The sequence below is a fragment of the Streptomyces sp. NPDC050263 genome, assembly GCF_040655955.1.
Taxonomy (GTDB): domain Bacteria; phylum Actinomycetota; class Actinomycetes; order Streptomycetales; family Streptomycetaceae; genus Streptomyces.
In genome coordinates, this window is record NZ_JBFAKW010000069.1 from 36,371 (window position 1) to 50,093 (window position 13,723).

Genomic DNA, 13,723 nt, shown 5'->3' on the forward strand with positions numbered 1-13,723 from the left:
CGACCGGCAGGCGGACGCTTGGAAGGAGTCGCCTCCCTTGGCGTCGCAGCACCGCAAGTCGCGCTCCGCGGGCACGCGCGCGGCAGGCATACGTACGCCCGCTCTCGCCACCGCCGCCCTCACCTCCGTGGCCCTGCTCTCCCAGACGGCGAACGCCGCTCCGCAGGAGGACGGCAAGCCGAGCCTGGAGGAGGTCGAGAAGAAGGTCGGCGACTTCTACCGCCAGGCGGAGTCGGCGACCGAGAAGTACAACTTCGCCGACGAGAAGTACAACTTCGCCAAGGAGAAGACGACCAAGCAGCGCGGACAGGCCGACGGCCTCCTGGACGACGTCGCCCAGCGCACCCAGAAGCTCAACGAGGCGCGGGAGGAGCCGGGTTCCCACGCCGCGGCCCAGTACCGCACCGGCGCCGCCGCACCCGACACCGGGACGTTCCTGCTCGCGGACTCCCCGCAGGAGCACTTCGACCAGAACCAGCCGACGAGCCGGCTGACCGATCGCCAGAAGGGCGCGGTGGACGACTACGTCACCGAGCAGTCGGCGACGATGAAGGAGCGCCAGGAGGCCACCGAGAGCCTCGCGACGCTCACCGACTCGCAGGACGAACTGAAGACCGCCAAGGCCGCCGTCCAGAAGAAGCTCGGCGACGCGCGCGAGCTGCTGTCCCAGCTGACGGCCCAGGAGAAGGCGCGCCTCGCCGCGATCGCGAAGCAGAAGCAGGACGAGGCCGCGCGCAAGGCGGCGGAGCTGGCCCAGCAGCAGGCGGCGGACCAGGCCGCGGCGCAGGCCGCCGCTCAGCAGGCGAGCGGCGGCGGCTCGTCGAGCACGGGTTCCTCGTACGTCTCCACCGCCGCGGACTCCTCGTCCGCCTCCACCACCGCGAGTTCCCCGTCCGCCTCCACCACCGCGGACTCCTCGTACGCCACCAAGGCCACGAAGGCGATCGCCTTCGCCCGCGCGCAGATCGGCAAGCCGTACGTCTGGGGTGCGACGGGCCCCGACTCCTACGACTGCTCCGGCCTCACCCAGGCCGTCTGGAAGGCCGCCTGCGTCGCCCTGCCGCGCACCGCCTACGACCAGATGAACGCCGGCACCATGGTCTCCCTGGCCGACGCCCGGCCCGGCGACCTGATCTTCTTCTACGACGACGTCAGCCACGTCGGCGTCTATATCGGCAAAGGCATGATGATCCACGCCCCGAAGCCGGGCGCCTACGTGCGCGAGGAGTCGGTCCACTACGACGGCGAGACGATCATCCCCAGCGTGGTCCGCCCGGCCTGAGAACAGGCACACGCGCGTGGGCCTCGTTTCTCGGGCACACGCGCGTGGGCCTCTTGTTACCCAGGCACCCGCGCGTGGGCCGCACGCCCCTCCCCGCGCCCTGCACCCGCGCGTAATTCGGGCCGCCCGCGCGCGTGCCCCGTGCCCACGGCGCACCGTGCTCCCCAGGGCCTGCCCGGCGGATCATGCCGCAGACGCGGGGTCTGGCACGCCCTCCCCCGGAGGGGGGACCCCAGCGGCGTTGTCGTCGGTTGCCGACTCCCCCGCTCTCGGCTTCGCTCGAGCGGGAAACCCCCATCGCGTCGACGCCCGCCTCCGCCTTGCGGCTGGACGCGCCAGACCCCGCTCACCTGGGCTGATCAGCAGCCGCTGCTTTCCTGCGGCTTGATCCGCCGGACAGGCCCTAGCATCGCCGCATGTCCGGCTCCCCCGCTCGCCCGTCCTCCGCCCCCCGCTCCCCTTTGGGCCTCTGGTGGGCGGGGCGGCAGCCGGCCGCCGGGGCCGCCGTGATGGCGACCGGGATCCTGTCGGTCGGCCTGCATCTGACGGACTACGAGACGCTGTCCCGCGTCGCCCTGGCGCTCGCGGGCGCCGCCTGGGTGGCGCTGGCGGCGGCGGGGACGCCGGGGGCGCTGACCGCCGTGGCGGCGACGACCGTGCTCGGCACGCGCGTGTGCATGCTCGGCCGGCACACCCTGGCCGAGGCGCTGCTCGCACTGGCGGCGGTGCTGTGGCCGGTGCTGCTGGCGACCGTCGTACGGCGGTGGCGGCGGCGGATGCCTGGAGCGGTGTTCCTGGCCTGCGTGGCCACGCAGGGGCTCGCACTGCTCGGCGCGGTCGTGGCGAAGGCGGAGGAGGCGGCCTGGCTCGCGCACTCCGCGCTCGTGCTGTTCTGGCTCGGGCTCGTGCTCTACTGCGTCGCCCTGGTCCTGTTCGACCCGCGGCAGGTGGCCGAGGGCGCCGGGGACCAGTGGGTGGCGGGCGGCGCGCTGGCGATCTCGGCGCTCGCGGGGGCGAATCTCCTCACGGCCGACGCCGGGGACGTGGGGGGCCTGTACCTGTGGAACGACGACGACACCGACGTCCTGCGCACGGTGACCGTCGCGCTGCTGGTGCTGGACCTGGCCTGGTACGCCGTCCTGCTCGTCGCCGAAGTGCGCCGGCCGCGACCCCGCTACGACGTCTGCCGCTGGGCGACGGTGTTCCCGATGGGGATGTCGGCCGCGGCGACCCTGTCCGTGGCCGCCGCGGTCGACGTCCCGTGGCTGAGGGGGCCGGGGGAGGTGCTGCTGTGGGTCGCGGTGGCGGCGTGGCTGGTCGTCGCCGCGGCGGCCGTGACCGTGGCCCGTGCCGCGCTCAGGTCCAGAGCACCGCGATGAAGATGTTCGTCACGGTCAGCAGTCCGACCAGGCCGAACAGCGGCTTCTCCACCGTCTCGTCGTCCCGCTTCACATAGACGAGGCCGAGGATCACGATCAGCAGGGCCAGCTTCACACCGATCTTGATGTTGTCGACGGGCTGGTCGTCCGCCTGGTTGAGGCCGACCAGGATCACGCCGGTGACCAGCATCGTCCCCGCGCCGTGCAGCATCGCGGGGACGAAGCGGGCCGCGCCCTGGCCCATCGCCTTCAGCTGCGTGAGGAAGCCGCCCAGCAGCGCGGCGATGCCGATGATGTGCAGGCCGACGAAAAGATGGATGAGTACGTCCATGAGGTCGGATGCTAATCAGCCGCGGTCAGGCCCTCGGACACCGGCCCTCCCCACCCGACCGGATGTGCATATATGCGCCCCATAGCAGCCTGTCGCTCCGACCTGTCCCGAAATCGCCGTTTCGGTCAGCGCACCACATGAATCCGACGGCCACGGTCCGGCATTTCGGACAGGTGCGGTCACCCGGCAGTCCGCTCGAGTCACTTCCGCACATCGCGTTACCCGACCGACACCACCGGGCCTAGCGTCCTCCCCCAGGTGACCGGCTCCCCACCGCCGCCCGGGCCAGGGGCGGCAGTCGGCCACCACCGCCGAGAAGGTCCGGCGGCGGCCCCGCTCCCCGTGCGGGCCGTCGCCGGACGCGTCAGCCGCTTCCCGGGCCGTTCGTCCGCTCCCCCACGACGGCCCACAGGTCACCCGGCGGCGGCTGTCCGAACGGACGAGGCGGTCGTACGAAAGGACGTGCAGTCCCACGTGGCAGCGCACCGCAGGCCCCGACAACGCTCGCTCGGCGGCCAGACGGCCCGTACGGCGTTCACCCTCGCCCTCGCGGGCGCGGCGACGGCGACGGCCTTCGACGGGACCGGACAGGCCGAGCCGAACCTGACTCAGGCCGAGGTCAAGGCGAAGGTGGCCAAGCTGTACCAGGAGGCGGAGGTCGCCACCGAGAAGTACAACGGCGCGCAGGAGAAGGCGACCGCGGCCGAGCAACGGCTGGAGACCATCCGGGACGAGGCGGCGCGCAAGGAGGAGAAGCTCAACTCGGCGCGGGAGGCGCTGGGTTCGATGGCGGCGGCGCAGTACCGCAGCACCGGACTCGACCCCGCCGTGCAGCTGGCCCTCTCCGACGATCCCGACGGCTATCTCGACGGCGCCGCCTTCGCCGAGCGGGCCGGCGACCGCCAGTCGGCCGCCGTCACCCGGGTCCGCAGACAGCTGCGGGAGATCGAGCAGCTGCGCGGCGCCGCGCGCGTCGAACTGACCTCCCTCAAGGCGCGTCAGGCCGAGCTGAAGACGCAGAAGGAGACCGTCACCGGCAAGCTGGACGCGGCCCGCCGCCTGCTGTCCCAGCTGTCGGCGGCGGAGCGGGCCCGGATCGCGGAGGGGACGAGCGGGGGAACGGGCGGCGCCGGCGACCGCGCCTCACGCACCGCCACGGGCGGCCGCGCCGACCTCCAGGCGCCCGGCTCCGCCACCGCCCAAGCCCCCAACTCCCGTGCGGCCGCCGCCGTTTCCTACGCCTACTCCAAGCTCGGCAGCCCGTACGTATGGGGTGCGACCGGACCCAACGCCTTCGACTGCTCGGGTCTCGTCCTCGCCTCGTACCGCTCCGCCGGCGTCTCCCTGCCCCGCACCACATACGCCCAGATCGGTGCCGGGCAGCGCGTCTCCCGCTCCGAACTCCTCCCGGGCGACCTGGTGTTCTTCTACTCCGGCATCACCCACGTCGGTCTCTACATCGGCGACGGCCGGATGATCCACGCCCCGAACCCGTCGGCACCGGTGCGCGTCGCCCCCATCGACGAGATGCCGTTCGCGGGGGCGACGCGCGTGGTGTGAGCGGGCGGTCACCCTACTTGATGCTGTCCCACGCGGCGTCGGCCGCCATGTCCTTCAACTGCTCCATGGTGAGCGGCAGGGTGGCACGGGTGGGCTTGCCGAACACGTGCTCGGCGTTGTACACGGCGATGACAACCCCGAAGCCGTTGGGCCGCACGGCCCCGACGGCCCGGCGCAGCGTGCCCTCGTCGCTCCACGGATCGACACCCTCCCGTTCATCGAACCGCATGCGGCCGGTCTTGTTCTCCTTACCCCCATAGCCGATGTTGACCTCGAGCAGCGCCCTGCCCTTGCCGTCATCGACACCCACCTCGATGATGCCGGCCGGGCCGGTCGGGGAGACGGTCACCTTCACGCCCGGCGGGGCAACCTGCGCCACCGTGGCCCGGATCTTGTCGCTCCTCGACGCGCCATCCTCGACTTCCGCGCCCCGCCGGGGCAGGGAGTCAAGGGTTGCCTGCCACTTCTTCGACGTCACCATTTCGATCAACTTCTTTTTCGTCAGCGGCGGTTCGTCGCGTGTGGGCTCGGCGCCCTGCTCCCCAGGCGCGTTCCACTCGCGGACGGTGAGAAGCGATCCGTCCGGCTTGATGAGTTCAACCTCCCACATCTTCGGGTCCTGGTCGCGATAGGGCGCCACATACGACTCCGTGAGCGTCAGTTGGGAACCGTCCGCCAGTTCCTGTACCGTGCACGTGCCCCTGGGCCCCGAGCTGCCGACGCCGGCGACACCGACCCAGCAGGCGGCCCTGCTCGCCATGTTCCACCACGTCGCGTCAAGCCTGTCCAACGTGACCGAGACAGCCGCCGAACCCTTGCCGTCGTCGAAGACGAGGGAACCACCGAGATACGCCCGGAAGGAGTCGCTGGGCCTGATCTCCCGTTCCTTGCTCACCTTCCCTTCCGGAAGGAGGTCTTTGAGGATGGAGACCGCCTGCCTGGTGCTGCCGCTGTGCGCCGCGAGGTTGTCGCCGTCCCCCTTCCCCGAGGCGAACACTCCTCCGTACACGCCGCCCGCCCCCAGCACACCGACCAGTGCGACGCTCGCGGTGATGGCGGCCATGCGCCTGCGTCGCAGAACACTGCGCCCCCGTGCCATCAGGACGGTGGGCTGCGGCGGTCCGTCGGCAGACGCGTCCGCCTCCGCCAGTTCGTGCAGGCCCCGCCTGAGCAGTTCCTCTTCCGAATGGGCCGTCTCGCTCATCGCGTTCCCCTTCCCGCGTACCCGGCCAGCGCACCCATGGCACGCAGCCGTTCCAAGGCCCTGTTGGTACGGCTCTTGACCGTCCCGGGCGAACAGCCGAGCAGATCGGCCGTCTCCTGCACCGACAGGTCCTCGTAGAACCGGAGCACCACCACGACGCGCTGGGCACGGGGCAGTGCGGCGAGAGCGCGGTCCAGCTCCAGACGCGTCTCCGCCTCCCCTGCCATGTCACCGGCACCCGGGGTGTGGTCCGCCTCGGGGCGTACCACCTCCGTGTGCCAGCGGCGCCTGCGCCAGGTCGCGTAGAGGTTGACGACGACCTTGCGGGCGTAGGCGTGCGGCGAGTCCCAGGACGCCGAACGGGACCAGCGCACATAGACCCGCACCAGAGCCGCCTGCAGCAGATCCTCGGCGGTGTGCCGATCCCCTGTCAGCAGACGCGCCGTCCGCAGCAGCGACGGGTATGCCCCCGCCGCGAACTCCCCGAACTCTGTGTCGCGATCCGAACCGCGCTCACGCACGGATGCTCCCCCCAGAAGTGTGAGGTCCGAGGACCCTGTCACCCACTCGACAACCTGGGGTCTCCGGGGGGTTCCATCGAAGGGCGCGGGCGCCCTTCGGTCACACCAGCCTTCGTGCCGTGGCCCACCGGGTCAGCTCGTGACGGTTGGACAGCTGGAGCTTGCGCAGCACCGCCGAGACATGGGACTCGACCGTCTTGACGGAGATGAAGAGCTGTTTGGCGATCTCCTTGTAGGCGTAGCCGCGGGCGATGAGCCGCAGAACCTCGCGCTCACGCTGGGTGAGCCGGTCGAGGTCCTCGTCGACCGGCGGGGCGTCGGTCGAGGCGAAGGCGTCGAGGACGAACCCGGCGAGGCGGGGCGAGAAGACGGCATCGCCCTCCTGCACCCGGAATACGGAGTTCACCAGGTCGACCCCGGTGATCGTCTTGGTGACGTAGCCGCGGGCGCCGCCGCGGATCACCCCGATCACGTCCTCCGCCGCGTCGGACACGGACAGGGCGAGGAAGCGCACCGGCTGCTCGGCGTCGGCCATCAACGGGGCGCAGCGGCGCAGCACTTCGACCCCGCCGCCGCCCGGCAGATGGACGTCCAGCAGGACCACCTCGGGCCGGGTCGCGGTGATGACCGTGACCGCCTGGTCGACGTCAGCGGCCTCCCCGACGACCTCGACACCGGTCTCCTCGGTCCGGCCGATCTCGGCCTGCACGCCGGTACGGAACATACGGTGGTCGTCGACGAGGACCACGCGCACATGGCGCCCGCTCGTCGTCTCGCCGGAGGTCTTCGCCGGCTCGGCCGACTCCGCCGCTCCCGCCGTGCCGTTCGTCTCGGTCGGGTCGCTCATGACGTGTTCTCCGCCCTCTCCATCTCCAGCTCGACCTCCGTGCCGCCGCCCGGGACCGCCCGCAGCCGCGCCGTGCCGCCGTGGCGCTCCATGCGGCCGATGATCGATTCTCTGACGCCCATGCGGTCGGCGGGTATCGAGTCGAGGTCGAAGCCGGGTCCGCGGTCCCGGACGGACACGAAGACCGTCCTTCCCTCGACTTCGGCGTAGACCTGTACGGCGCCGCCCTCGCCACCGTACTTGGCCGCGTTCACCATCGCCTCGCGCGCGGCCTGCATCTGTGCGCCCACCCCTTCGTCGAGCGGGCAGTCCCCGACGACCACGACCTCGATGGGGACGCCGTGCTTGTCCTCGACCTCGGCGGCGTTGCGGCGCACCGCGTCGGCGACCGTGGTCGGCTCGTCGGCCTCCTCCTTTCCCGTGCCCTCGGGTTTGTAGAGCCAGGTGCGCAGGTCGCGCTCCTGGGCGCGGGCGAGGCGGCGCACCTCGCCGGCGTTCTCCGCGTTGCGCTGGATCAGGGTCAGGGTGTGCAGCACCGAGTCGTGGACATGGGCGGCGACCTCCGCCCGCTCCTGGGCGCGGATGCGCATCAGGCGCTCCTCGGAGAGGTCCTGAGTCATCCGGACCAGGTAGGGACCGGCGAGGAGCGTGATGCCGACGAGGACCGCGAGGGCGGCCTGGAGCACGGAGCCGAGGTGGGCGGCCGAGCCTTGCAGGACGAAGACGCCGGAGACGCCGGCCGTGACCAGCAGGACGCCGGCGCCCGCGCGCAGGAGTGTGAGCGTGCGACGTCTGCGGCCGACCTCGACCCAGCGGGCCCGGCGGGCGTTGTCCGCCTGTCGCCAGACGAGGGCGACGCCCGCGCCGGCGAGGACGGCGGGCAGCAGATACGCCTTGGCTCCGGTGCCCAGATTCACGTTGCCGACGAAGACCAGGGCGACGACGACCATGAGGAGCAGGGCGACCATCTGCCCCTTGTCCGGCTTGCGGGCGACGAGCCTGCGGCGGCCGTCGGGCGCGGTCTCGGTGGCGACCAGCGCCGGGGGTTTCTGGTCGCCGACACCGCCGACGCCGAGCGGCACGAAGAACCAGAAGGCCGCGTAGAGCAGGGCGCCGAGGCCGTCCGCCATGAAGAGGCCGGCGAAGACGAGCCGCACCCACACGACGGGCAGCCCGAGATGCCCGGCGAGCCCCCGCGCCACGCCACCCAGCCAGCGTCCGTCACTGCTGCGGTAGAGCTTGCGCGGCGGCCGCGGTTCGACGAGTGGCGCAGTTGCGGCTTCCGGCATGCCAACGATGGTCACACGGGCGGTCGGCCCGGGCATCAGGGTTCGTCCCCGAGACGCCCCTGATCTTCCGGGCCCCCGCACGTCGAACGCCTCCCCTGCCCCGGATCAGGGCCGATATCAGGGTCCGACCAGGGTCATTCCGACTGCCGCGAGGGCGGCTCGCCCGCCACCATGGACTCATGACAGATCACCAGCACGCCGCAGACGCCGAGCCGGACGGGGGCACCGCGCCCGACGCGGCCGTCCCGTCCCCCGGCGCCTCGGGCACGGCCGGTGAAAAGCCTCGCGCGCACGGAGAACAGGGAGAGCCCGGAAAGCCGGAAGTCGGCGAAGGACACGGCCACGGACCCGGACGCGGACAGGGCCCGGCCGAGGGGGCGGACGACCGAACCGCGGTCGAGGCCGCCACCGAGGCCGCGACAGCCGCCGCGATCGCCGCCCGGGCACCGGGCCCAGGGACACCGAACTCGGGGGCACCGGGCGCACCCGGAACGCCGGAAGGCACCGACGTGACCGGCCCCCCGCCCGGATTCCGGCGGGACCGCGAGCACAAGATGCTCGCCGGCGTGTGCTCGGGCCTCGGGCGGCAGTGCGACATGGACCCGGTGATCTTCCGGATCACGCTCGCCGTGCTCTCCGCGACCGGTGGCATCGGTCTCATCTTCTACGGCTTCGCCTGGCTCTTCGTCCCGTACGCCGACAACGAGCAGAACGAGGTGCGCAAGCTCCTGACCGGCCGGGTCGACGGCCAGGCCCTCGCGGCGGTGCTGTTCGCGCTGGTCGGCTGCGGGGTGTTCCTGTCGATGCTGAACAACGGCAGCGTGCTGACCTTCGCCGTCGTCCTCTCCCTGCTCCTCGCGGGCGCCGGGTACTGGTCCCGGCAGCGGGACTCCTCCGACCCCGACCCGCTGGCCGCCCAGGCGGTGGCCGACGCGCCGCCGGAGGCCCAGGCGCCGCCGGTGCCCGCCGCCTACCTCTCCTGGTGGCGCGACCCCATCGTCAAGGACGGCACCCACGACGGCGGCACGGGCTATCTGTGGGGCCCCTGGGACGCCCACGGCCGGGACATCACGGCGACCGTCAGAGTCGACCCCACGGGCCACAAGCGCCGCCCCGATGACATACGCACCGCGCGCCAGGCGTACGCCGGACCGCGCGACCCCCGCTGGATCGGCGGCTGGCTCTTCCTGCTCGCGGTGCTGGCGGGCGGCCTCGTCGCCCGGCTCGCCTGGGACGACCATCCGCTCGGCACCAGCCTGGAGGCGGGCCTGGCAGCCGCGCTCATCGTGCTCGGCGGAGGCATCGCGATCAGCTCGTTCCTGGGGCGGACGGGCGCGGGGTCGGTGTTCCTGGCGATCGTCACGGCGGGCCTGCTGGCGGGCGCGGCCGTCCTGCCGAAGGACATCGGCACGCACTGGAGGGACACGACCTGGCGGCCCACGGCGGCGGCGCAGGTGCGGACGGCCTACGACCTGGGCACCGGCGAGGGCACCCTGGACCTGTCCCGGCTGGACCTGGCCAAGGGGCAGACGGTGAGCACCAACGCCGAGGTGGGGGCGGGCCGACTGCGGGTGATCGTGCCGCCGGACGTGATCGTGAAGGCGCGGATCGACGTGGGGCTGGGAGACATCCAGCTGCCCGGCGACGACGAGAAGGATGTGGACGTGCAGCCGGGCAAGCACAAGGAGGTGACCCTGCAACCGGTCACGGGCAAGGCGGACGCGGGGACCATCGAACTCGACCTCGAGGTCGGAGTGGGACAGGCGGAGGTGGCCCGTGCTGCGTCATGAGTTCCGGCCCGGCAGGCTGGTCGCCGGCGCCTTCTTCACCCTCGCCGGCGTCATCTACGTGGGTGACGCGGGCGGCGCCTGGGAGACGCCGTGGTTCGTGGTCATCCCGGTGGTCATGGCCGGCCTCTTCCTGGCGGGCGCGACGGGCGTCGTGGCCCGGAGCATACGCAGACGGCGCGGCCCGTCCCGCGCGACCGCCCGGGCGTCGACCGGCACGAGCACGACACCGCCCTGACGGTGATCCCTGACCGCGACGCCGGCCACGCCCGGCCCGCCGCCCGCCTCACCAGGGCGGCACCAGGCAGTACCAGACGGTAACCAGGCAGTACGGCTAGCTCAGGCCGCCCGCCCGTTGCCGTCGCCTGGAGCGCCAGAGCGCGTCGAGGGAGAGGAGCGGAGCGCCCGCGAGGATGAAGGGCAGCCAGGCCATGAGGTAGGGGAGGTCGTTGCCGTAGTAGTAGGGATCCGAGGCCCAGCTCACCGTCAGCCACAGGCTGAGCGAGATCAGCGCGCCGCCGAGCGCGGCGAGCCGGGTGAGGATGCCCAGCAGGGCGCCGATGCCGACGGCGAGTTCACCGAAGGCCATGGCGTAGCCGAAGGCGACGGGATTGTTCAGGGCCATGTCGACCAGCGCCGGGATGGCCGAGGAGTCACGGACGGCGCGCATGGTCTCGCCGATCGAGCCCGCGCCGCTGTCCTTCAGGAAGGCGCTGTCGGTGAGTTTGTCGAGGCCGGCGTAGATGAACGTGACGCCGAGGAAGACGCGCAGGGGAAGGAGGGCGTACCGGGCGGCGGTGTCCCGCCAGTCGCGGCCGCCGCCGTCGAGATTGGGGGGATAGGTGTCCGCCCGCATGCCGTGAGTCATCGCCCGTAGCCGCCTCTCGCCCGGAGTGGTGGGACCCCTCAACAGACCATACGTACGAAATGGGGGGCGCGCTCAACTGTCTGCACGGCTCCTCCGCCCCACTGGTTCACCCGGCCCCGTCGGTTCACACCGCCGCGCCGACCGCCCGGTTCACTCCGTGACGTCGATCGCGTAGCGGTTCGTCTCCGCTCCCGCCGCTGTGACGACCTGGACGTCCACCCGGCCCGGTTCCACATCGGCCGGGACGGGGACGGTGAGGACGGCGTCGGCGGGGTTGCTGAAGCCCCCCGTGACCGGGACGAGGGGGACGTGGACGTGGACCGGGCCGATACGGACGACCATGCGGGACAGGCGGTCGGCGGTCTGGGCGCCGGGCGGGACGAAACCGGCGCCGCGGATCTCGATGTCGTCGCCGGTGCGGATCGGGGCGTCGAGGTCGCCGGCCTCGCGGGAGCGGACCACGGAGAGGATGACGGGTCGGCCGCCCTCGGCGTACTTGCCGGCCAGGTAGGTCGCGGCGGAGACCAGGACCACGACCGCCAGACCCCAAGGCAGGTCGGGCAGCTGGTCGGGCCGGCGGGCCAGCCGGACCGCGGCGAAGACGAGGGCGACGGCGCCGATCACCACGTACTGGATGTCGGCGAAGGTGCCGCGGCCGACGTCGTCGGTGAGCAGGTCGGCGGCCCGGGGCCGGTGGGCGCGGACCTTCTGGAGCCGCTGCGAGAGGACGCGCAGGCCGACCACCCGGCGGACCAGCACCGCGATCCCGCAGACCACGGCGAGGACGGTCACCATGCCGGCGCCCCGGGCGAGGTCGAGCCCGGCGATCAGCGCGTCGCGTTCGGCGTGGCCGGAGGCGGCGGCGAGGCGGCCCACCAGGACCAGGACCGCGTAGGCCACGAGCAGCACCCAGGCGGCGGCGATCGCGCGGGAGGTGGAGAGGCGGTTGTCCTCGCCGATCACGGGTGCGAGCGCCCCGCCGCGCGCCCGGTGGAACCAGGAGGCGGCGGTCAGCGCGCCGGCGACGACGAACGCGGCGAGGAGTCCGGCCGTGCGGGCGGTGGTCCAGCCCGCGCCGATGGCGGTCAGCGACTGGACCAGCAACAGCGCGACGACGGCCGCCCACACGGTGACCGCCGTGCGGAGCCAGAGCCGGGCCAGCCAGGCCTCGCCCTCGGCGCGGCCGCGTTCGGCGACGAGTTCCGCGGACTGCGCCAGCTCCTCGGAGACCCACTGGCGCGAGGCGGAGGCCGAGTGCGCGACGGCGGCGGGCAGGCCTTGTCCGGCCGCGAACTCCTCCCGTTTCACCACGAACGCGGCGACCGCGCGCCGATGCCCCTCGCGCGCCCCGTGCGGGCAGTCCCCGCAGGCACAGCCACCGTCGTGCGCGCCCGCTCCCGGGCCGGGATGCACGCCCTGTCTCGCCTCCTGCACCGCCACGTCCGACGCCTGCCTTCCCCGCTACCCGATCGGATGGCGGCCCTTGGGAACCCCGTGAGGACCCCTGCCGCCACCCTGTGAACAACTCCCCTGCGATGACAGCGAATTGTGCCCTACGCCACACCCTCCGTTTCCGCCAGGTCTGGTCAGGGCGGGTGAAGCCGTGCGGGCAGTGTTGACCCGGCTGCGAGAATTTCCGTATGGCCGAGATCATCCAGCGTGACGGGACCTGGGCCTTCGACGGCACGACGGTCAGGATCACGCCGGGGCTGCACCGCTCCGTGCCGCTGTTCCGGCAGACGTACGGGGAGATCGCCGTGCCCCTGGAGGCGGTCGCCGGGATCGTCTACGAGCCCGAACGCAAGCGCGGCCGGCTGCGGATGCGGCTGCGCGAAGGGGCCGATCCGCTGTTGCAGGCGACCGGCGGACGGCTGCCCGACGCCGCCGACCCCTACCGGCTGACCGTGGACATCGACCGCTCCGGGGTCGCGGAGTACCTCGCCGAGGAGATCCGGCACGCGCTGCTGCTGGACCAGGTCCCGGGCGAGCCGACCAAGGCCTACCTCCTGCCGGGTCCGCCGGTCCCGGTGTCCGTGCGCTCCTCCGACGGGATCGTCTCCTTCGACGGCGTCCAGGTGCGGGTCGACTGGGCGGACACCTCGGACCGGGTGAAGCGGGCGACCGGGCCACGGGTGATCAACGTCCGCGACGTCGTACAGGTCGAGTGGCTGCCCAACTCCGGCTACGAGGACGGCTTCCTGCGCTTCGTGACCCGCGAGACGGTGTTCTCGAAACTGCCCGCGGAGAAGGACCCGTACGCGCTCGACCTGTGGGGCAACGTGAGCCGGGACCTGCTGACCGCGCTGGTGGCGACCGCGGTCACCGCCCGTCTCCCGCACCCCTCGGCACGCACGCGCGCCGACGACGAGGACGAACTCCGGCAGGCGGACGAGAACCGGGACGCGGACCGCGGGCGTCGGCTCACCGCCTCCGTCCCGCCCCCGGCCGACCACCACGACGTACTGCTGCGTCGCCTGCGCGAGTTGGGCGAGCTGCACCGGGACGGGGTGCTCACGGACGAGGAGTTCGCCCGCACGAAGGCGGTCGTGCTCCGCGGCTTCTAGTGCCGCGGCAGGCAACGTTCGCCCGTCAAGGAGCGGCGTCCGGTGCGTGCTCTCGGTGTGCCGGCCGGAAGTCCTCGTACTGGACGTACTT

At 72.4% G+C, this 13,723-nt stretch carries 13 protein-coding genes; 6 read left to right on the plus strand and 7 right to left on the minus strand.

Going from position 1 to position 13,723, the window contains the following annotated elements; genetic code table 11:
• Positions 1-37: 37 nt before the first annotated feature.
• Positions 38-1,282, plus strand: a complete 1,245-nt coding sequence (locus tag AB0J04_RS27475; RefSeq protein WP_363171229.1) for an NlpC/P60 family protein — start codon at positions 38-40, stop codon at positions 1,280-1,282.
• Between the two features lie 416 nt (positions 1,283-1,698).
• Entirely contained in the window at positions 1,699-2,661 is a 963-nt protein-coding gene (locus AB0J04_RS27480) for a tellurite resistance/C4-dicarboxylate transporter family protein (RefSeq protein ID WP_363171230.1), read from the plus strand.
• Here AB0J04_RS27480 and AB0J04_RS27485 read toward each other — a convergent pair.
• The gene (locus AB0J04_RS27485; protein ID WP_363171231.1) at positions 2,639-2,992 is read right to left on the minus strand and encodes a hypothetical protein; all 354 of its coding nucleotides are present in this window, start codon (positions 2,990-2,992) and stop codon (positions 2,639-2,641) included. The genes AB0J04_RS27480 and AB0J04_RS27485 overlap by 23 nt on opposite strands.
• Before the next feature lie 474 nt (positions 2,993-3,466).
• Between AB0J04_RS27485 and AB0J04_RS27490 the strand changes: the two genes are divergently transcribed.
• Positions 3,467-4,552 carry an NlpC/P60 family protein gene (locus AB0J04_RS27490; RefSeq protein ID WP_363171232.1) on the plus strand — a complete coding sequence of 362 codons (1,086 nt, stop codon included), beginning with the start codon at positions 3,467-3,469 and terminating at the stop codon, positions 4,550-4,552.
• Between the two features lie 13 nt (positions 4,553-4,565).
• Here the strand turns inward: AB0J04_RS27490 and AB0J04_RS27495 are convergent, their stop codons facing one another.
• The 4 genes from AB0J04_RS27495 to AB0J04_RS27510 form a co-directional block, all read right to left on the minus strand.
• Positions 4,566-5,615, minus strand: a complete 1,050-nt coding sequence (locus tag AB0J04_RS27495) for a hypothetical protein (protein WP_363171233.1) — start codon at positions 5,613-5,615, stop codon at positions 4,566-4,568.
• Between the two features lie 137 nt (positions 5,616-5,752).
• Positions 5,753-6,277, minus strand: a complete 525-nt coding sequence (locus tag AB0J04_RS27500; RefSeq protein WP_363171234.1) for a SigE family RNA polymerase sigma factor — start codon at positions 6,275-6,277, stop codon at positions 5,753-5,755.
• Positions 6,278-6,377: 100 nt separating this feature from the next.
• A complete protein-coding gene (locus AB0J04_RS27505; protein ID WP_363171235.1) occupies positions 6,378-7,124 on the minus strand; it encodes a response regulator transcription factor in 747 nt (248 codons plus the stop codon).
• On the minus strand, positions 7,121-8,413 hold the full coding sequence (locus tag AB0J04_RS27510; RefSeq protein WP_363171236.1) for a PspC domain-containing protein: 1,293 nt from the start codon (positions 8,411-8,413) through the stop codon (positions 7,121-7,123). Before AB0J04_RS27510 ends, AB0J04_RS27505 begins: the two co-directional genes overlap by 4 nt.
• A 179-nt stretch (positions 8,414-8,592) precedes the next feature.
• Between AB0J04_RS27510 and AB0J04_RS27515 the strand changes: the two genes are divergently transcribed.
• The gene (locus AB0J04_RS27515; RefSeq protein ID WP_363171237.1) at positions 8,593-10,203 is read left to right on the plus strand and encodes a PspC domain-containing protein; all 1,611 of its coding nucleotides are present in this window, start codon (positions 8,593-8,595) and stop codon (positions 10,201-10,203) included.
• Positions 10,190-10,438, plus strand: coding sequence for a hypothetical protein (locus tag AB0J04_RS27520; RefSeq protein ID WP_363171238.1), 249 nt, complete (start codon positions 10,190-10,192; stop codon positions 10,436-10,438). Before AB0J04_RS27515 ends, AB0J04_RS27520 begins: the two co-directional genes overlap by 14 nt.
• Before the next feature lie 96 nt (positions 10,439-10,534).
• On the opposite strand, the gene AB0J04_RS27525 is transcribed toward AB0J04_RS27520, so the two are convergent.
• A complete protein-coding gene (locus tag AB0J04_RS27525) occupies positions 10,535-11,068 on the minus strand; it encodes a DoxX family protein (protein ID WP_363171239.1) in 534 nt (177 codons plus the stop codon).
• A gap of 150 nt (positions 11,069-11,218) precedes the next feature.
• Positions 11,219-12,508: a hypothetical protein gene (locus tag AB0J04_RS27530; RefSeq protein WP_363171240.1), complete on the minus strand. Its 1,290-nt coding sequence runs from the start codon at positions 12,506-12,508 to the stop codon at positions 11,219-11,221.
• 200 nt (positions 12,509-12,708) lie between these two features.
• Between AB0J04_RS27530 and AB0J04_RS27535 the strand changes: the two genes are divergently transcribed.
• Positions 12,709-13,632 (plus strand): DUF4429 domain-containing protein, encoded by a 924-nt coding sequence (locus AB0J04_RS27535; RefSeq protein WP_363171241.1) that lies wholly within the window; start codon positions 12,709-12,711, stop codon positions 13,630-13,632.
• Positions 13,633-13,723 lie beyond the last annotated feature (91 nt).

Coding starts and splice junctions, on each gene's coding strand:
- AB0J04_RS27515 (WP_363171237.1), top strand. CDS start 8,593: ATGACAGATCACCAGCACGCCGCAGACGCCGAGCCGGACGGGGGCACC.
- AB0J04_RS27535 (WP_363171241.1), top strand. CDS start 12,709: ATGGCCGAGATCATCCAGCGTGACGGGACCTGGGCCTTCGACGGCACG.
- AB0J04_RS27480 (WP_363171230.1), top strand. CDS start 1,699: ATGTCCGGCTCCCCCGCTCGCCCGTCCTCCGCCCCCCGCTCCCCTTTG.
- AB0J04_RS27485 (WP_363171231.1), bottom strand. CDS start 2,992: ATGGACGTACTCATCCATCTTTTCGTCGGCCTGCACATCATCGGCATC.
- AB0J04_RS27495 (WP_363171233.1), bottom strand. CDS start 5,615: ATGGCCGCCATCACCGCGAGCGTCGCACTGGTCGGTGTGCTGGGGGCG.
- AB0J04_RS27510 (WP_363171236.1), bottom strand. CDS start 8,413: ATGCCGGAAGCCGCAACTGCGCCACTCGTCGAACCGCGGCCGCCGCGC.
- AB0J04_RS27505 (WP_363171235.1), bottom strand. CDS start 7,124: ATGAGCGACCCGACCGAGACGAACGGCACGGCGGGAGCGGCGGAGTCG.
- AB0J04_RS27525 (WP_363171239.1), bottom strand. CDS start 11,068: ATGACTCACGGCATGCGGGCGGACACCTATCCCCCCAATCTCGACGGC.